Source organism: Kitasatospora sp. NPDC052896, from assembly GCF_044547075.1.
Classification (GTDB): Bacteria; Actinomycetota; Actinomycetes; order Streptomycetales; family Streptomycetaceae; genus Kitasatospora.
In genome coordinates this window covers 114,878-133,891 of record NZ_JBITZU010000013.1, presented here as the reverse complement: position 1 = coordinate 133,891, position 19,014 = coordinate 114,878, and the positions used below count along the sequence as shown (strand labels likewise).

15 protein-coding genes are annotated in these 19,014 nt (G+C 70.3%); 12 read left to right on the top strand and 3 right to left on the bottom strand.

Annotated elements, in window-relative coordinates; translation table 11 throughout:
- Positions 1–164 precede the first annotated feature (164 nt).
- The 12 genes from ACIGXM_RS24430 to ACIGXM_RS24375 all read left to right on the top strand — a co-directional run bounded on the left by ACIGXM_RS24430 (position 165) and on the right by ACIGXM_RS24375 (position 13,805).
- Entirely contained in the window at positions 165–1,199 is a 1,035-nt protein-coding gene (locus ACIGXM_RS24430) for a rod shape-determining protein (protein ID WP_396564254.1), read from the top strand.
- 200 nt (positions 1,200–1,399) lie between these two features.
- Entirely contained in the window at positions 1,400–1,909 is a 510-nt protein-coding gene (locus tag ACIGXM_RS24425; protein ID WP_396564252.1) for a hypothetical protein, read from the top strand.
- Positions 1,903–2,886 (top strand): N-acetylmuramic acid 6-phosphate etherase, encoded by a 984-nt coding sequence (gene murQ, locus ACIGXM_RS24420; RefSeq protein WP_396564250.1) that lies wholly within the window; start codon positions 1,903–1,905, stop codon positions 2,884–2,886. The genes ACIGXM_RS24425 and murQ overlap by 7 nt, the downstream gene beginning before the upstream one ends.
- 39 nt (positions 2,887–2,925) lie before the next feature.
- Positions 2,926–4,290, top strand: a complete 1,365-nt coding sequence (locus ACIGXM_RS24415; RefSeq protein WP_396564331.1) for a bifunctional folylpolyglutamate synthase/dihydrofolate synthase — start codon at positions 2,926–2,928, stop codon at positions 4,288–4,290.
- A 3-nt stretch (positions 4,291–4,293) separates the two neighbouring features.
- Entirely contained in the window at positions 4,294–4,632 is a 339-nt protein-coding gene (locus tag ACIGXM_RS24410) for a DUF4233 domain-containing protein (RefSeq protein WP_396564249.1), read from the top strand.
- Between the two features lie 74 nt (positions 4,633–4,706).
- Complete coding sequence (gene ndk / locus ACIGXM_RS24405; protein WP_396564247.1) at positions 4,707–5,120, top strand: nucleoside-diphosphate kinase; 414 nt, start codon at positions 4,707–4,709, stop codon at positions 5,118–5,120.
- A gap of 360 nt (positions 5,121–5,480) precedes the next feature.
- Positions 5,481–6,506, top strand: a complete 1,026-nt coding sequence (locus ACIGXM_RS24400) for a rod shape-determining protein (protein WP_396564329.1) — start codon at positions 5,481–5,483, stop codon at positions 6,504–6,506.
- 70 nt (positions 6,507–6,576) lie between these two features.
- Positions 6,577–7,671, top strand: a complete 1,095-nt coding sequence (gene mreC, locus ACIGXM_RS24395) for a rod shape-determining protein MreC (protein WP_396564245.1) — start codon at positions 6,577–6,579, stop codon at positions 7,669–7,671.
- A 3-nt stretch (positions 7,672–7,674) separates the two neighbouring features.
- The gene (mreD, locus tag ACIGXM_RS24390; RefSeq protein WP_396564244.1) at positions 7,675–8,295 is read left to right on the top strand and encodes a rod shape-determining protein MreD; all 621 of its coding nucleotides are present in this window, start codon (positions 7,675–7,677) and stop codon (positions 8,293–8,295) included.
- A 39-nt stretch (positions 8,296–8,334) separates the two neighbouring features.
- Positions 8,335–10,572 carry a penicillin-binding protein 2 gene (mrdA, locus tag ACIGXM_RS24385; RefSeq protein WP_396564242.1) on the top strand — a complete coding sequence of 746 codons (2,238 nt, stop codon included), beginning with the start codon at positions 8,335–8,337 and terminating at the stop codon, positions 10,570–10,572.
- On the top strand, positions 10,569–11,771 hold the full coding sequence (rodA, locus tag ACIGXM_RS24380; protein WP_396564240.1) for a rod shape-determining protein RodA: 1,203 nt from the start codon (positions 10,569–10,571) through the stop codon (positions 11,769–11,771). The genes mrdA and rodA overlap by 4 nt, the downstream gene beginning before the upstream one ends.
- Positions 11,772–11,846: 75 nt before the next feature.
- On the top strand, positions 11,847–13,805 hold the full coding sequence (locus tag ACIGXM_RS24375; protein ID WP_396564238.1) for a TIGR03960 family B12-binding radical SAM protein: 1,959 nt from the start codon (positions 11,847–11,849) through the stop codon (positions 13,803–13,805).
- A gap of 1,507 nt (positions 13,806–15,312) precedes the next feature.
- On the opposite strand, the gene ACIGXM_RS24370 is transcribed toward ACIGXM_RS24375, so the two are convergent.
- The 3 genes from ACIGXM_RS24370 to ACIGXM_RS24360 form a co-directional block, all read right to left on the bottom strand.
- Entirely contained in the window at positions 15,313–16,455 is a 1,143-nt protein-coding gene (locus ACIGXM_RS24370; RefSeq protein ID WP_396564236.1) for a beta-propeller fold lactonase family protein, read from the bottom strand.
- Positions 16,456–17,105: 650 nt separating this feature from the next.
- Positions 17,106–17,507: a YccF domain-containing protein gene (locus ACIGXM_RS24365; protein ID WP_396564234.1), complete on the bottom strand. Its 402-nt coding sequence runs from the start codon at positions 17,505–17,507 to the stop codon at positions 17,106–17,108.
- 118 nt (positions 17,508–17,625) lie between these two features.
- Positions 17,626–18,648 (bottom strand): transcriptional regulator, encoded by a 1,023-nt coding sequence (locus ACIGXM_RS24360; protein ID WP_396564232.1) that lies wholly within the window; start codon positions 18,646–18,648, stop codon positions 17,626–17,628.
- Positions 18,649–19,014 lie beyond the last annotated feature (366 nt).

The following is a 19,014-nucleotide window of genomic DNA, read 5'->3' as shown; positions in this document are numbered from 1 at the left end:
TCAACACCGGGGCCGCATCTCCAACCGGAGCTGCGGCCCCGCGCCGTTTCCTTGCGCGGCAGGGGAGTTGGGGGCGCCGATTCGCCGTCCGGCCGGGCCGCGGACGCGATGACGTAGGCTCGGGAGGGACCTGGTCGGCGGGGAAAAGGGTGAGGTGGCGCGGGATGCTGGGCAGTCAGTACGGGCGGGGACGCGACCTCGGGATCGACCTCGGCACGGCCAACACGCTGGTCTACCGGCAGGGTCAGGGCATCGTGCTCAACGAGCCCTCGGTGATAGCGCTGGACCGCCGGACCGGGGAGGTGCTGAGCGTCGGTGCCGAGGCCAAGCGGACCTTGGGCCGCACCCCCGGTGACATCGTGGCGGCCCGCCCGCTGCGCGGCGGTGTGATCGCCGACTTCGAGGGCACCCGGCACCTGCTGCGGCACCTGCTGCGCAAGGCGATGGGGGAGAAGAATCGTTTCGGCCCGCGACCGCGCGTGGTGGTCTGCGTGCCCAGCGGCATCACCGGGGTCGAACGGCGGGCCGTGATCGAGGCGGTGAGCAGCGCCGGCGCCCGCTCGGTCCACCTGGTCGAGGAGCCGATGGCCGCCGCGATCGGGGCCGGCCTGCCGGTGCAGGAGCCGACCGGCTCGATGGTGGTGGACATCGGCGGCGGTACCACCGAGGTCGCGGTGCTCTCGCTCGGCGGGATCGTCGCGGCCCGCTCGATCCGCACCGGCGGGGACCGGATGGACACCGTGATCGCCAAGCGGGTGAAGGCCGACCACGGCCTGGTGATCGGTGAACGGACCGCCGAGGAGGTGAAGTTGGCGATCGGCTCGGCCCAGGAGGTGGACGGGCTGCCGGAGGCCGCCGAGGTGCGCGGCCGGGACAGCGTCAGCGGGCTGCCACGGACCAGGGTGATCACCGCCGAGCAGGTCCGGGCCGCGTTGCACGAGCCGATCGAGGAGATCATCACCGCGGTCACCGGCACACTGGACGAGGTGCCGCCGGAGCTGGCCGGCGACGTGCTGGACGACGGCATCGTGCTGACCGGCGGCGGCGCCTTGCTGCGCGGACTGGCGGAGCGGATATCCCGGCAGACCGAACTGCCGGTCCGGGTGGCCGAGAACCCGCTGGACTGCGTCGCGGTCGGTTCCGGCCGCTGCGTCGAGGAGATGGAGACCCTGCGCCGGGTCTTCGCGGTGAGCGGCTGACCGGCTGCCGGTTCACTTCGCCCTTCTCCCGACGCGCCCACCGAAGGCCGGATTCCCTCTCGAATTCCCGGATACGGAAATCGGTGGTGAATTTTCCGCTTTCTCGAACTCTTCCGGCCCGGTCCGGTGACCTGGGAAGGCCTCCCGTATACGGTGTTCGGAAGTTCCGGGCGGTGGCGTTCGTGAGGGGAAGGCAGGGCATGGTGGCAGTGCACAAGTTGGCCGGCGAACTTCCTGCGCAACGAGTGGAGGAGGCCAAGGGGCGGGCCGCGACAATGCTGCTCGCCTTCCGGCACGGCAATCAACTCGCCTATGACGCCGCGTTGGACCGGTTGTTGGAGGACCAGGTCGAGCGCGAGGTATTGACCCTGCTGACCTGGATCGCCGCCGAGGCGGTCCGCAAGGCCTATGCGCCGGCGGTCGGCGACAAGGTGCTGCGGGCACTGGCCCGCCGGGCGCCGGCCGGATCGATCGGGGTCGCGGTGGACGAGGAGTCGGCCGACGCGGCCCGGCTGATCGAGGCCGTCCGCGGCGGAGAGGTCGAGACCGTGCGGGAGTTGGTCTCCTGCACCGCGGACACCACGTTCCTGCTCGGTGGGCTGTTGCAGGGGGTGGCGATGATGCTGCCGCTGCTGCCGGAGGAGGAGATCGACGAGGTGGTGGCCGAGTTGCGGGCCCGCCAGTCGCCCGAGGTGCCGGCGCCGTGCTGAACCGGCCGGCCGTCGGCGGGTCGCGGAGCGGGCTGCGGGCCGAGCTGGCCGAGCTGGCCACCGAGGCGGTCCGGCCCGAACTCGCCGAGCTGGACCGGCTCTCCACGCTGGAGATCGCCCGGCTGATGAACCGGGAGGACGCGCTCGTCCCGGCGGCGATCACCCCGCTGCTGCCGCGGATCGCCCTCGTGGTGGACGCGATCGCCGAACGGATGGCCCGCGGTGGCCGGCTGGTCTACGCGGGCGCCGGTACCGCCGGCCGGCTCGGCGTGCTGGACGCCGCCGAGTGCCCGCCGACCTTCCGCACCGGACCCGGCCAGGTGACCGCGCTGCTCGCGGGCGGGCCGGCCGCGCTGCTGACCGCGGTGGAGGGCGCCGAGGACTCCGCGGCCAGCGCCGTCGCCGACCTGGAGGCGCTCGGGCCGCGGCCGGTGGACACCGTGGTCGGCATCTCCGCCTCCGGGCGCACCCCGTACGCGGTGGCGGCGGTGGCCCACGCCCGGGCGCTCGGCGCGCTCACCGTCGGCCTGGCCGGCAACCGGGGCTCCGCGCTCGGCGCGGCGGCCGAGCACCCGCTGGAGGTGGTGACCGGCCCGGAGCTGCTGGCCGGCTCGACCCGGCTGAAGGCCGGCACCGCGCAGAAGCTGGTGCTCAACCTGCTCTCCACGATCACCATGATCAGGCTCGGCAAGACCTACGGGAACCTGATGGTCGACCTGCGGGCGAGCAACGAGAAGCTCCGGGCCCGCGCCCACCGGCTGGTCGAGCAGGTCACCGGGGCGGGGGAGGCGGAGATCGAGGCCGCGCTGGCCGCGACCGGCGGGGAGGCCAAGCCGGCCGTCCTGGTCCTGCTCGGCGGGGTGGACGCCGCCACCGCCGCCGGTCGGCTGGCCGAGCACGGCGGTCGGCTGCGCGAGGCGCTGGCCGCCACGACGCTGCCACGCCCGGACGCGGGGGCCGAGCCCGGCACTCCGTAGACTGGGCACGTGAGCAGCGCCGAGCAGAACCCCTACACCATCCGCCCCAGCGGCGGGGACGCCGACCAGCCGTCCCGGCTGCGTGAGGTCGAGGCCGAACTGGCCAAGCGTTGGCCGGAGAACAAGCTGGAGCCGTCGCTCGACCGGATCGCGGCGCTGATGGACATCCTGGGCCAGCCCCAGCGGTCCTACCCGTCGATCCACATCACCGGCACCAACGGCAAGACCTCCACCGCCCGGATGGTCGAGCAGCTGCTGAACACCTTCGAGCTGCGCACCGGCCGCTACACCAGCCCGCACGTCGAGTCGGTGACCGAGCGGATCAGCCTGGACGGGCAGCCGATCAGCGAGCAGCGGTTCGTCGAGGCCTACCAGGACATCGAGCCCTACCTCGGGATGGTCGACGCGGCCCAGCCGGTCCCGCTCTCCTTCTTCGAGGTGCTCACCGGCATGGCGTACGCCGCCTTCGCCGACGCCCCGGTCGACGTGGCCGTGGTCGAGGTCGGGATGGGCGGTACCTGGGACGCCACCAACGTGGTCGACGCCGCGGTCGCCGTGATCACCCCGATCTCCCTGGACCACACCAACTACCTGGGCGGGACCACCGGCGAGATCGCCGCCGAGAAGTCCGGGATCATCAAGCCCGGTGCGCTCGCGGTCGTCTCCCAGCAGCCGCTGGACGCCGCGCAGGTGATCCTGGAGCACGCCGTCCGGGTGGACGCCACGGTGGCCCGGGAGGGCATGGAGTTCGGCGTGCTGCACCGCGAGGTCGCGGTCGGCGGCCAGCTGGTGACGCTGCGGGGGCTCGGCGGCGCCGAGTACGACGACATCTTCCTGCCGCTGCACGGCGAGCACCAGGCGCACAACGCGGCGGTGGCCCTGGCCGCGGTGGAGGCCTTCTTCGGTGTCGGCGCCGCCCGCGAGGGCCGGCTGGACGTCGACAAGGTGCGGCAGGCGTTCTCCGGGGTCAGCTCGCCGGGCCGGCTGGAGGTGGTCCGGCGCAGCCCGACCATCGTGCTGGACGCCGCGCACAACCCGGGCGGCGCCGAGGCGACCGCGGCCGCGATCAGCGAGTCCTTCGGCTTCACCAAGCTGGTCGGGGTGATCGGGACCAGCGGGGACAAGGACGTCACCGGCCTGCTGGAGGCCTTCGAGCCGATCCTGGCCGAGGTCGTGGTGACCCAGAACTCCACCCACCGTGCGATGCCGGTGGACACCCTGGCCGCCCAGGCCGTCGAGGTCTTCGGCGAGGACCGGGTGCAGGTCGAACCACGCCTGGACGACGCCATCGACGCCGCCGTCACGCTCGCCGAGGAGGAGGGCGACCTCGGCGGTGCCGGCGTCCTGATCACCGGTTCCGTCATCACGGTCGGCGAGGCCCGGCTGCTCCTCGGGAGGAAGTGAGCGATGCGCACCCTCTGCTCCTCGACGCTGATCGGCGAGGCGTTCGTGATCCTGTTCGCCGGGCTGGTGGCGATGCAGCTGTCGCACGTGTCGACCGGCACGATCTGGACCGTCAGCGGCATCGCGATCGCTCTCTGTGTGCTGCTCTGCGGCATGATCACCCGCCCCGGCGCGGTGGCGGTCGGCTGGGCGCTGCAGCTCGGCCTGGTCGCCAGTGGTCTGGTGCTGCCCACCATGTACGGCCTCGGTCTGGTCTTCGCCGGCCTGTGGTGGTGCTCGGTGCACTACGGCCGGAAGATCGACGTGATCAAGGCCGAACGGGCGGCGGCGGCCGCCGCCTGACCCGTTGCTCACGCAAGGTAACCTCGGGGGCGGTGGCATACACCATCCCGCCCCGAAACACCTGGAGCCGCACCGTGTCCCAGCGCACTCTCGTCCTGCTCAAGCCCGACGCCGTCCAGCGCGGCCTGGCCGGCGAGATCATCAGCCGGATCGAACGCAAGGCCGGCTGGCGGCTGACCGCGGTCGAGCTGCGCACCTTTGACCGCGAGACGCTGGAGCAGCACTACGCGGAGCACGTCGGCCGGGACTTCTACGAGCCGCTGCTGGCGTTCATGACCTCCGGCCCGTCGATCGCGCTGATCGTGGAGGGCGAGAACGTGATCCCGGGCATCCGGGCGCTGGCCGGTGCGACCGACCCGCTGGTCGCCGGCGCCGGCACGATCCGCGGCGACTACGCCACGATCACCCGGGAGAACCTGATCCACGCCTCCGACTCCGAGGCCTCCGCCGAGCGCGAGATCAAGATCTTCTTCCCGGCCCACGCCTGACCGGTCCTCCTCCGGCGCGCGTCCGATCCGCTTTCCCGCGGACCGGCCGCGCGCCTGACTGTTTGTGGGCCTCCGGTTGACCGATCAGAATCAGCCAACCGTGGGAATTTGATCCTCAAATATGGAACTGGATCCGCCGACACGGCGTCCCAATGCTGGGAGAACTGATCCGCCGACGGAGAATGGACGCCATGCCCAGCCCGCCGACGCGATCGCCGGGCGTGGCTACGATGGAGACAACTCGCGGGCCGGACAGGTCTGGTGGTGTGCGTACGGCTGCCATTGCGGGTGACTGCGCGAGACCTCTCCCTGCCCATGACATCTCGTTCGGAAGGCGTTCCTCACCCCATGGCCAACAATCTGTCGTTCATCGGGCGTGACCTGGCGATCGACCTCGGCACTGCCAACACGCTGGTGTACGTCAGAGGCAAGGGGATCGTCCTGAACGAGCCGTCAGTCGTGGCGGTCAACACCAACACCGGGGGCATCCTCGCGGTCGGTTCCGAGGCGAAGAAGATGATCGGGCGTACGCCCGGCAACATCATCGCCATCCGGCCGCTGAAGGACGGGGTGATCGCCGACTTCGAGATCACCCAGCGGATGCTCCGCTACTTCATCCAGAAGATCCACCGCCGCCGCTACCTGGCCCGCCCCCGGGTCGTGGTCTGCGTGCCGAGCGGGATCACCGGCGTCGAGCGCCGGGCCGTGGTCGAGGCCAGCCACCTGGCCGGCGCCCGTCAGGTGCACATCATCGAGGAGCCGATGGCCGCTGCGATCGGCGCCGGCCTGCCGGTCCACGAGGCGACCGGGAACATGGTGGTGGACATCGGCGGCGGCACCACCGAGGTCGCGGTGATCTCGCTCGGCGGCATCGTCACCGCGCAGTCGATCCGGGTGGCCGGCGACGAGCTGGACAACGCGATCGTCCAGCACATCAAGAAGGAGTACTCGCTGCTGCTGGGCGAGCGCAGCGCCGAGCAGATCAAGATGAGCATCGGCTCCGCGTACAGCTCGGAGACCGAGAAGGACGAGCACGCCGAGATCCGCGGTCGCGACCTGGTGAGCGGTCTGCCGAAGACCGTGGTGATCTCCGCCGCCGAGGTCCGCGAGGCCATCGACGAGCCGGTGAACTCGATCATCGACGCGGTCAAGACCACCCTGGACCAGTGCCCGCCGGAGCTGGCGGGCGACGTGATGGACCGCGGCGTGGTGCTCACCGGCGGCGGCGCGCTGCTGCGCGGCCTGGACGAGCGGCTGCGTCGGGAGACCGGGATGCCGATCCACATCGCGGAGAACCCGCTGGACTCGGTGGCGCTCGGCTCCGGTCGGTGTGTCGAGGAGTTCGAGGCACTCCAGCAGGTGCTGGACGCGCAGCCGCGTCGTTAGAACATCGGGTGCGGTCACCTGCGGCACCCGAGGACAACCGCCGACTCCCAGAAGGGGCAGCTCCAGCGTCGTGAGGGACACCCGAGAGAGCCGACTGCTGTTCGTTGTGCTGGTGGCGGTCGCCTTCGCGCTGATCACCGTGGACATCCGGGGCAGTGCGAACTCCCCACTGGGCGGTGCCCGCCGGGCCGCGGCCCGGGTGCTCGGCCCGGTCGAGCGGAGTGCGGCCGGTGCGGTCGACCCGATAGCTCGTACGGTTCGGGCGATCCGGGACTCCGGCACCCAGCAGCAGCGCCTCGACCAGCTCGGGGCCGAGAACACCGAGCTGCGCCAGCGGCTCGCCTCCTCCGACGCCGCGACCGGCCGCACCAAGCAGCTCGACGACCTGCTGCGGACGGCCGGCACCGGCGGTTACACCATCAAGGCCGCGCAGGTGATCGCCATCGGCGCGGCCCAGGGCTTCTCCTGGACCATCACCATCGACGCGGGCAGCGACGACGGCCTGCAGCGGGACATGACGGTGATCAACGGAGAGGGCCTGGTCGGCCGGGTCACCACGGTGGCCCGCGGCACCGCCACCGTGCTGCTCGCCACCGATCCCGGATTCACCGCGGGCACCCGGATGGAGAGCAGCGGCGAGATCGGCTTCGCCACCGGCCAGGGGAACGGCCCGCTGCGGGTCGAGCTGCTCAACGGCAAGGCCCAGGTCAAGCCGGGCGACCGGATGGTCACCTTCGGCTCGCAGGGCGGGCGGCCGTTCGTCCCGGGCGTGCCGGTCGGCAAGGTGGTCTCGGTGGAGGCCACGCCCGGCGAGCTGACCAAGACCGTGCTGGTGGAGCCGTTCGTCTCGTTCACCAGGCTCGACCTGGTGGGCGTGGTGGTGGTGCCGCCGCGGACCGACCCGCGGGACTCGGTGCTGCCGCCGATGCCCAGCGGCACGCCGTCTCCGTCCGCCGCCGGTGCTCCCTCGCCGTCCGGCCAGCCGTCCGCCCAGCCGTCCGCCCAGCCGTCCGCCCAGCCGGGCGGGTCGCCGGGGGCGAGCCCGTCGGCCGGAGCCGGCGCGTCCGCCACCACGTCCACGGCCACGGCGCAGGCGGCCGGCGCGTCACCGCCGGTGGCGCAGCCGTCGTCCTCGCCGTCGTCCTCGCCGTCCGGGGGGAACTGACCGATGCTCATCAGGCGCGTCCTGCTCGCCGCCGTCCTGGTCCTGCTCGCCCTGGTGCTCCAGGTGAGCGTCCTCGGGCGGCTCCAACTGCCTGGCGCCACACCCGACTTGCTGCTGCTGGTAGTGGTCGGGCTGGCCCTGGTGTTCGGGCCGTCCGGCGGTTGCCTGACCGGCTTCGCGGCCGGGCTGCTGGCCGACCTGGCGCCGCCGTCCGACCACGCGATCGGGCGGTTCGCGCTGGTGCTCTGTGTGATGGGCTACGCGGCCGGGATGTGCCGGCCCGAGCCGGGCCGCCCCCGGTCGATGAGCCTCCCGCTGCTGGTGGTGGCGGGGGCCGCGGTGTTCTCCACCCTGCTGTACGCGCTGGTGGGGGCGTTGGTCGGGGACACCGCCGCCCGGCACGTCGGGCTGTCCGGGCTGGTCGCCAGCGCACTCCTCTACGACCTCCTGCTGGCCCCCTTCGTGGTGCCGGGGGTGCTGCTGCTGGCCCGGCGGACCGACCCGGGCGCGGTGGGGAGCGAGGTCACCGGCCCGGGCCTGGGCACCATCGCCCGCTACCGCACCACCCGGGAGGCCTCTCCGATGCCGCCCTCGAGCCGCAAGAAGCGCGTCACCGGCGTCTGAAATGTTCGGCATCCCCCGGTCACTATGGAGTCCCGACACGTGAGCAACATCCCGGAGAGCGGCCGCACCCGCCGGGTGACGATCCGTCTGGTCGTGCTGCAGATCCTGGTGCTCTCGCTGCTCGCCACCCTCGGCGGGCGGCTCTGGTACCTGCAGATCCGCAACGGCAGCGAGTACATCGCCAAGGCGTCCAGCAACCACATCCGCGAGGTGATCGACCCGGCCGTGCGCGGCGAGATCCTCGACGCGGACGGCCGGGTGCTGGCCGGCAACCAGACCAAGCTGGTGGTCTCGGTGAGCCGCACCTCGCTGCTGCAGCAGAAGGACCACGGCAGGGCGGCGCTCACCCGGCTCGCCCAGGTGCTCGGGATGGCGCCGAAGGACGTCGAGGACAAGGTCCGGCTGTGCGACGCCAAGACGCCGCAACCCTGCTGGAACGGTTCGCCGTACCAGCCGATCCCGGTCACCGACCAGGCCACCACCCAGCAGGCGATGCAGATCATGGAGCGCGACGAGGACTTCCCCGGGGTCAGCGCCCAGCCCACCGCCCTCCGGCAGTACCCCGGGCCGGACGGCGCCAACGCGGCGCAGGTGCTCGGCTACCTCTCCCCGGTCACCGACGACGAGGTGAGCAAGACCGCCAAGAAGACCGGCCGGGACAAGTACCTGCCGTCCGACCAGATCGGTCGGGCCGGCCTGGAGTCGGTCTACGACAACGACCTGCGCGGCACCAGCGGGGTCACCAGGCTGGAGGTGGACAACCTCGGCCGGGTGATCGGCAACGCGGGCGGGAACCCCGCCCAGCCCGGCGACAACGTGGTGACCAGCATCGACGCCCGGGTGCAGAAGGTGACCGAGGACAACCTGCTGCAGGCGATGGCGGACGCCCGGACCCAGTGGGACAAGGACACCGAGAAGAACTACGTGGCCGACTCCGGCGCCGCGGTGGTGATGGACGTCCACACCGGACGGATCGTCGCGATGGCCAGCGCGCCGAGCTACGACCCCAACCTCTGGGTCGGCGGCATCTCCGCCCGTGACTACGCCAACCTGACCAGCCAGGCCAGCAACTACCCGCTGCTCGACCGGGCCATCCAGGGCCAGTCCGCGCCCGGCTCCACCTTCAAGGTGGTCTCCACCAGCGCCGCCGCGCAGGCCGGCTACCCGCTGGACGGCCACTACCCGTGCCCGACCAGCCTGACCATCGGCGGTCGCGAGTTCAAGAACTTCGAGGGCGAGAGCTTCGGCGACATCTCGCTGGAGAAGGCGCTGGAGATCTCCTGCGACACCGTCTTCTACGGCCTGGCCTACAACGAGTGGCAGAAGGACGGCGGGATCAGGCCGAAGAACCCGAACGACTGGTTCTTCAAGACCGCCCACGAGTTCGGGCTCGGCGCCAGGACCGGTATCGACCTGCCGGGCGAGGTGACCGGCCGGGTGCCGGACCGGCAGTGGAAGCAGGCCTTCTACGACGCCAACAAGGACGCCTGGTGCAAGCAGGCGGCCGGCGGCGGCACCGACTTCGCCACCCAGATCGCCCGCGAGAACTGCGTGGACGGCAACGTGATGCGCGCTGGTGACATGGTCAACTACGCGATCGGCCAGGGCGACACCCTGGTCACCCCGGTCCAGATGGCGCGGATCTACTCGGCGCTGGCCAACGGCGGCACGCTCTACCGGCCGTCGGTGGCCAAGGCCGTGGTCACCCCCAGCGGCCAGCTGGTCCGGAACATCGCGCCGCACGCCGACGGCAAGCTGCCGGACGACGACAAGACCCTGCAGTACATCGACGAGGCCACCGCGGGCGTGATCACCAGTGGTACCGCGGCGTGGAAGTTCACCGGCGCGGGCTGGCCACAGGACAAGATCCAGCTGCACGCCAAGACCGGTACCGCCGAGGTCTACGGCAAGCAGACCACCTCCTGGCTGGCCACCTACAGCAAGGACTACGCCGTGATCATGACGATCAGCCAGGGCGGCACCGGCTCGGGCGGTTCGGGTGACGCGGTCCGCCGGATCTACCAGGCGCTCTACGGGGTGGACGACAAGGGCAACATCGACGCGGGCAAGGCGCTGCTGCCCTCGCCGCAGGCGGACCTGCCCAAGTTCAACCCGGACGGCACCGCGATCCTGAAGACCGCGAGCTACTCGATCGACCTGCCGCCGTCGGTCGGGACGCCGTCGGCGCCGGCGCGGACCGCCGGGTACGCCGACCTGGTGGCCGTCGAGCCCACCCGGGCCGGCGGTGTCCGGAGCCACGGAAGGAGCCGGGCATGACCTCCTCCTACGGAACGTACCGACAGGTCCGGCTCTCCCCGCGGCGGAGCGCGGTGACCCGCGCGCTGGCCAAGGACGCCCCGCTGCGGCGGATGGACTGGGTGATGGTGCTGAGCGCGCTGGCGCTGTCGCTGGTGGGTTCGGTGCTGGTCTGGTCGGCCACCCGGGGCCGCGACTCGCTGACCCACGGGGATCCGCAGTACTTCCTCTACCGCCATCTGACCAATCTGATGATCGGTCTGGTGCTCTTCGGAGTGCTGGTGGGGATGGGGCACCACCGGGTCCGGGCGGCCGTGCCGGTGCTGTACCTGTCGGCGCTGCTGATGCTGTTCGCGGTGCTCAGCCCACTCGGCTCGACCATCAACGGCGCGCACTCCTGGATCCAGTTCGGCGGCGGCTTCTCGATCCAGCCCGCCGAGTTCGCCAAGCTGGCGATCGTGCTGGGGATGGCCGTGGTGCTCTCCTCCCGGGTGGACTCCGGCGAGCGTGAGATGCCCACCGACCGCACGGTGGCGCAGGGGCTGCTGCTGGCCGGGATCCCGATCGGCATCGTGCTGCTGATGCCCGACCTGGGCTCGGTGATGGTGATGGTGGTCACCATCCTGGGCATCCTGCTGGCCTCCGGCGCGCCCAACCGCTGGGTCTTCGGCCTGCTCGCGGCGGGCGGCGCGGGGGCGGCGGTGATCTGGAAGCTCGGGGTGCTGAGCAAGTACCAGATCGACCGCTTCGCGGCCTTCGCCAACCCGGCGCTCGACCCGGCCGGGGTGGGCTACAACACCGCGCAGGCCCGGATCGCGATCGGTTCGGGCGGGCTCACCGGCAAGGGGCTCTTCCACGGCACCCAGACCATGGGCCAGTTCGTGCCCGAGCAGCAGACCGACTTCGTCTTCACGGTCGCGGGGGAGGAGCTCGGCTTCGTCGGCGGGGCGGCCATCATCCTGCTGCTCGGCATCGTGCTCTGGCGGGCCTGTCGGATCGCCCGGCAGGCCGGTGACCTCTACGGGACGATCGTGGCGGGCGGGGTGATCGCCTGGTTCTCGTTCCAGGCCTTCGAGAACATCGGGATGACGCTGGGCATCATGCCGGTCGCCGGGATCCCCTTGCCGTTCGTCTCCTACGGCGGGTCGTCGATGTTCGCCGGCTGGATCGCGATCGCGCTGCTGCAGTGTGTGCGCACGCAACGGTTCGTGCTGGCCTGAACGGCGGTCGGGCGGGCCCCGCGCACCGCGTTACCCTTGAGGGTCACCCCGTCCACGTCACGAAAGTCCCGGTGCATGACTGTCGAGTCGGTCTTCCCACGCCTGGAGGCCCTCCTCCCGCACGTCCAGAAGCCGATCCAGTACGTCGGCGGCGAGCTCAACTCGACCGTCAAGGACTGGGACGCCTGTGACGTCCGTTGGGCGCTGATGTACCCCGACGCCTACGAGGTCGGCCTGCCGAACCAGGGCGTCATGATCCTGTACGAGGTGCTCAACGAGCGCGAGGGCGTGCTCGCCGAGCGGACGTACAGCGTCTGGCCGGACCTCGAGGCGCTGATGCGGGAGCACGGCGTGCCGCAGTTCACCGTGGACGCGCACCGGCCGGTCCGCGCCTTCGACGTGTTCGGGCTGTCCTTCTCAACCGAGCTCGGCTACACCAACATGCTGGCCGCGCTCGACCTGGCCGGGATCCCGATGGCGGCGGGGGACCGCACCATCGACGACCCGATCGTGCTGGCCGGCGGTCACGCGGCGTTCAACCCCGAGCCGATCGCGGACTTCATCGACTGCGCGGTGGTCGGTGACGGCGAGGAGGCCGTGCTCCAGATCACCGAGATCATCCGGGCCTGGAAGGCCGAGGGCCGCCCGGGCGGCCGCGACGAGCTGCTGCTGCGCCTCGCCCGCACCGGCGGGGTGTACGTGCCGCGGTTCTACGACGTCGAGTACCTGCCGGACGGCCGGATCGGCCGGGTCGTCCCGAACGCCCCCGGCGTGCCGTGGCGGGTCTCCAAGCACACCGTGATGGACCTGGACGAGTGGCCGTACCCCAAGCAGCCGCTGGTCCCGCTCGCCGAGACGGTGCACGAGCGGATGTCCGTGGAGATCTTCCGCGGCTGCACCCGCGGCTGCCGCTTCTGCCAGGCCGGCATGATCACGCGCCCCGTGCGGGAGCGAAGCATCACCGGCATCGGCGAGATGGTGGAGCGCGGGCTGAAGGCGACCGGCTTCGAGGAGGTCGGGCTGCTCTCGCTCTCCTCCGCGGACCACACCGAGATCGGTGACATCGCCAAGGGGCTGGCCGACCGCTACACCGAGGACAAGGTCGGCCTCTCGCTGCCGTCGACCCGGGTGGACGCCTTCAACATCGACCTGGCGAACGAGCTGACCCGCAACGGGCGCCGCTCCGGCCTCACCTTCGCCCCCGAGGGCGGCAGCGAGCGGATCCGCAAGGTGATCAACAAGATGGTGTCGGAGGAGGACCTGATCCGCACCGTCGCCACCGCCTACGGCAACGGCTGGCGCCAGGTGAAGCTGTACTTCATGTGCGGCCTGCCCACCGAGACCGACGAGGACGTGCTGCAGATCGCCGAGATGGCGAAGAACGTCATCCAGAAGGGTCGCGAGGTCACCGGGCAGAACGACATCCGCTGCACGGTCTCGATCGGCGGGTTCGTGCCCAAGCCGCACACCCCGTTCCAGTGGGCGCCGCAGCTCAGCTCGGCGGACACCGACGCCCGGCTGGCCAAGCTGCGCGACGCGATCCGCGGCGACCGCAAGTACGGCAAGAACATCGGCTTCCGCTACCACGACGGCAAGCCGGGCATCGTCGAGGGCCTGCTCTCGCGCGGCGACCGGCGGCTCGGCGCGGTGATCCGCGCGGTGTACGAGGACGGCGGCCGGTTCGACGGCTGGCGCGAGCACTTCTCCTTCGACCGCTGGATGGAGGCGGCCGAGAAGGGCCTGGCCGACAGCGGCGTGGACGTGGACTGGTACACCACCCGCGAGCGGACCTACGAGGAGGTGCTGCCCTGGGACCACCTGGACAGTGGCCTCGACAAGGACTGGCTCTGGGAGGACTGGCAGGACGCGCTGGAGGAGGTCGAGGTCGACGACTGCCGTTGGACCCCGTGCTTCGACTGCGGGGTGTGTCCGCAGATGGACACGGCCATTCAAATCGGCCCGACGGGCAAGAAGCTGCTGCCGCTGACGGTGGTCAACAACGGCGCTGACCAGGCGAAAGGCGCTCACGCGTGACGGACGCCATGGGTGAGCTGTGTGACTTACTTCACTCCCTGACCGACGCTGAGCGGGTCACTCTTCTGGGTGAACTTGGCGTGGGTGGGGTCACCCGGCCGAGCGGCTCGACCAGGGAGCGGGGGAGCGTGCCGAGCACTCCTCTACCGGCCCCACGGCAGGGCACCGGTATCCAGTAAGTCAGATCGAGTGGGTCTGATCGCTCAGCCCGGCTTCTGCGGCCTCCTCGGGCCCCTCCTCGACGGAGGGGCCCGAACGCTTTCCAGGGCCCTGGCTGTCTGCCTCGCGGCCTTGGGCGTCCTGCGGAGGGGTGGGGTGTGACGGGTCCGGCGTGATCGTGTCTGCAGAGCGGGCCAGCTTCATCGACCCCGCGTGCCTCATCGGGGAGCACGCCCAGACGTTCCAGGACATCGGTGACAGCGCCACGGGCCCGTTCGTCCGGCACCCGCTCGTCGCCGACTTCAACGAACGGACCCTGGCTCTCCCGGCCGCATGGCCTTCCGACACGACGCTCCCCCTTCCCGAGAACCGGGGAGGGGGAGCGCCTCATTTGGTCATGCAGTCCACTGGGAATGTCTCTGGCTAGATGACCGGGTTTGGCAGGGCCACAACCGGGGTTCCCGTCACGGTGGTTGTACTGGCTGGCCCAGCTGGCCCAGCTGGCCCAGCTGGCCCGGTCGGCCCGGTCGTTCCAGCCGGGCCGGTGTCGCCGGTCGGTCCTGCGGGTCCGGTTGCACCGGTCGTTCCAGCTGGGCCGGTGTCGCCGGTTGGTCCTGCGGGTCCGGTTGCACCGGTCGTTCCGGCTGGGCCGGTGTCGCCGGTTGGTCCTGCGGGTCCGGTTGCACCGGTCGTTCCGGCTGGGCCGGTGTCGCCGGTCGGTCCTGCGGGTCCGGTTGCACCGGTCGGGCCAGTTGAGCCGGTGGTGCCGGTGTCGCCGGTCGGTCCTGCGGGCCCGGTTGCACCGGTCGTTCCGGCTGGGCCGGTGTCGCCGGTCGGTCCCGCTGGCCCAGTCGCACCGGTCGGGCCAGTTGAGCCGGTGGTGCCGGTGTCGCCGGTCGGTCCTGCGGGTCCGGTTGCACCGGTTGCACCGGTCGTTCCGGCTGGGCCGGTGTCGCCGGTCGGTCCCGCTGGCCCGGTCGCACCAGCTGGCCCAGCGGGCCCGGTTGCACCAGTCAGGCCAATCGGTCCGGTTGCACCGGTCGGGCCAGCAGGACCGGTCGGGCCGATGTGCGGACAGTGCGGCCCGTGGCAGCCGTGATCTGATGGCGGGTCCAGAAGTTGCATGGCGCTGCTGGCTTCCGGGCTGATGACGGCGGTGAGCAGCACGGCGATCAATGCCGCCGCGCTACCGATGGCCCGGTGCATGCTGCGTCGGGGAAGAGGCCCTAGGGGGTGAAGTCTCATGGTGTGTGTCCCCTACGTTGTGGACGGTGGGCGGAAGACGTCGGGCCGTGCACGCGGATGAGGGCAGCGGCTGCTGGTGCGTCCGGGGGGAGCCGTAGGCGGTTCACGGGGCGCAGACGGCGTAAGGGGTGACGGTGGTGGGGTTGGTGCCCTGGTTGTCGGCGAGGACTTGCCAGGTGTTGCCGACGGGTCGGCTGGTGACCTCGACGGGTGGGACGGCGCCGCCGCTTTGTTGGTATCCGCCGCCGGTGACGACGTGGCCGGCGGGGCAACTGGCGGTGGCCACGACCGGAACCCTGGCCGTGGCCACTCCGGAGGGGCTGACGCCGACGGGGATGGTGGTGGTGACGGTGTCGGTGGCTGCGTTGATCACCGACGCGTTGTACGAGCCGTTGTTCGCGGTGTAGACGGTGGTGCCGCCCGGGCTGACCGCCACCCCTTCTGGGTTGATGCCGACGGGAATCGTGGTGGTGACGGTGTCGGTGGCGGCGCTGATCACCGAGACACTGTTCGAGCCGTTGTTGGCGGCGTAGACGGTGGTGCCGTCCGGGCTGACCGCCACCCCTTCTGGGTCGGTGCCGACCGGGATGGTGGTGGTGACGGTGTCGGTGGCCGCGTTGATCACCGAGACACTGTTCGAGTTGAGGTTGGTGACGTAGGCGGTGGTGCCATCCGGACTGACCACCACTCCGTACGGCCCGATGCCGACGGGGACGGTGGCGGTGACGGTGGCGGTGGCGGTGTTGATCACCGACACGTTGTTCGGGCCCCGGTTGGCGACGTAGGCGGTGCTGCCGTCCGGGCTGAATGTCACCCCGATCGGCGAGATGCCGACGGGAATGGTGGTGGTGACGGTGGCGGTGGCGGTGTTGATCACCGACACGTTGTTCGAGATGTTGTTGGTGACGTAGGCGGTGCTGCCGTCCGGGCTGAATGCAACCTCGAACGGCGAGATGCCGACGGGAATGGTGGTGGTGACGGTGTCGGTGGTGGTGTTGATCACCGTCACGTTGTTCGAGCCGTTGTTAACGACGTAGGCGGTGGTGCCGTCCGGGCTGACCGCCACACCGAACGGGCTATTGCCGACGGGGACGGTGGCGGCGACGGCGTTGGTGGCCGCGTTGACGACCGACACCGTGTTGCTGCTGTTGTTGACGACGTAGGTGAACGTTCCGCTCGCCGCGGCGGCCGGCGCCGCTGTGGCAAGCGGGATGGCCAGGGCGCCGACGGACACCGCCAGTGCCATCCTGCCCCAGGTTTGTCCCCACCACATGCTGGACAGGGGGGCCCTCTTGGGCCTCCGCCGCACCAACGCCCTTCGGACCGACGTGTGCCCATCGAGCATGGAACCCTCCTCAAAGGTCAGGTCAGTTCAATCACTCTGACTCACGTTCCGGAAACGCGAGATACAGCCACCGGAGATCTCGCCAAAGGGCGATCACTTCACTTGACGCGAAGAGCACACAGCGCGTCAACGGACACGCCGAGTCGCCCCAATTGTCACTTTCTAATGAGTTATTGGTCGGCTCGCGGAAAACTCCAGTGCCAGAAGAGATCAAAGCAAAACCGGCCGTCGACACCCGGATTTCCTGGCCTAGCCACGCCCGGAGAGCATGCAGGTACTGATGCATGACGAGGAGGACGACTCCGCCGAGCTATGGGTGATGCGAGATGGCGTCCTGGTCAAGGTGCCACTCCCCGGACACAGGTGCCCACACTCTTCGCCGCCTACCACCGAGCTCCTTTGCAGTGGCGGCGGCGAGTTTGCAACACAATATGTAGTGCTGCTAGCACTCCTGATGGCGCAACACTCCTCGTGCGACCACGGTCAGAGCAGTGGATCGGCACAGCCCTACGCGGCATCCCATGCCCGGCAGCGACCGGGGCTGCCGGCGATCACCACCCGGCGAACCGCCGGTCCGTCGAGACGATCTCACGGCCGAGCGGCATGAGGGAGACTGGGACCAACTTCAGGTTCGCCCAGGCGAAGGGGATGCCGACGATCGTCACGAAGAGCGCGATGCTCGTGGCAATGTGAGCCAGCGCCAGCCACCAGCCGGCGAACAGGATCCAGATCACGTTGCCCGCGCAGGACGCCGCACCCGCATCTGGCCGCTCAACGGTTGTGCGGCCGAACGGCCAGAGCATAAATGAGGCAATGCGAAACGAAGCAATGCCAAATGGGATTGTAATAACCAAAATGCAACAAATAACACCGGCGATGATGTAACCAACGGCCATCCAGAAGCCGCACAGGACCAGCCAGAGGATGTTCAGCGCCACATTGATGGCTTTCATGCTCCAAGCGTTGCACGCGGCAAGCTCGGAAGCATCCAGCCTTGGCGGGCCCTTGGGTTGGCGAAACGGCTGTGTTCCCGCCAGGTGATTAGGCGAGAGCACAGCCGCAGTGTGTCGGTTAGGCGGCCAGCAGATCGCGGGCGCGCTCGTTGAAGTCGGCGACCAGGGGGTGGCGCCCGAACGGGGTGAGTTGGCGCTGGATGCTCTGGACGGCCTCGATCGCGCGGGACGACTGAACTTGACGGGTCAGGTTGAGGGTCCGGACACCGGCGGCGTGGGCGGCTTCGAGGTCGCGGCGCCGGATGTGGGAGGTGGCGAGGGCTGCCTGGGACATGGCTCCGCGGCGGGCTCGGTTCTGGGCGCGGGCGTGGTCGATGGACAGTCGAGCGTAGGTCTCGGCGGTGGTGCTCTCGCCGATGTCCTGGAGGGTGCGGGCGTGCTCGCCGTTGAGGTAGGCGGGATCGATGAACCGGGCCCACTCGGCTTCTTCGCTGTCCGAGGTGACCTTCGCGTAGGCGGTCTCCGAGGCGCTTACCGCCTTGATGGCCGCCTGCTTGTCGCCGAGCTTCGCGAGGGCGCGCCCCTCCAGTGCCCAGAGGTCGGCGAGGCAGGCGTCGGACTCCGGCGTCCGGGAGAGGCCCGCCCGGCTGGCCTGGGCCAAGCGGCGGCCCTCGTCGGGGTGGCCGAGGAGGGTGGCCTGGTCGGCCATGCCCGCCAGGACGTGGGCGCCGAGCGCGACGTTCTCCGACTCCTCCGCTAGGCGCAGGGACTGGATGAGGTAGCGCTGGGTGGTGCCGTGCTCGCCGTTGTCGTAGGCCATCCAGCCGAGAAGGTAGGTCTGCTCCGCGGCGGCTTCGGCCAGGGCGCGCCGGACCTCCTCGCTGTAGGTTCGGCGGAGCAACGGGTAGACGTGCTCGTTGACGTACTGGGTCAGCGTCGCCCGGCCGGCGCCGCCTCCCTGGAAGATGTCCATCTGCTGGAACGTGCCGAACATCGTCTTGACGGCGGCCACGTCTTCGAGATGGACCTTGCGGGTCGAGTCCGACTGCCGGTCGAGCGTGCTCAGCAGCCAGTCGCGTGACGGTCCAACAGCTGCGACTGCGGCGAACGTCGATCCAGTCAGGAATGCGCGACGGTCCATGTCTGCCCTCCCTGGCTCCGCTACTGCCTCCACGGTAGCGCTGAAGGACGAGTTGTAGACAAGTGATCGATCTGTCACGGACTCAGTCTGGAAACCCAAGTCGTACGTCGTCACACGGAAACCGAAGTGCGCCGAGAAGAGGTCCGCGAGGATCTCCGGGACGGGCGGCCGGGGTGTCTGACCCTCCAGCCAGCGCCTGACGCTGGACGTGTCGGGGGTGACATGGGGGTGCTTCAGTTCGGCTGCCTTCACTTTGACCATGCGGGCTAGTTGGCCCTTGGACCACGGCGTCCGGCCGAGCCAGTCGGCGAGCTGCGTGTTCGGCGAAGCCGTGATCGAACTCCCGTTCACCAGCGTGGTGAATTC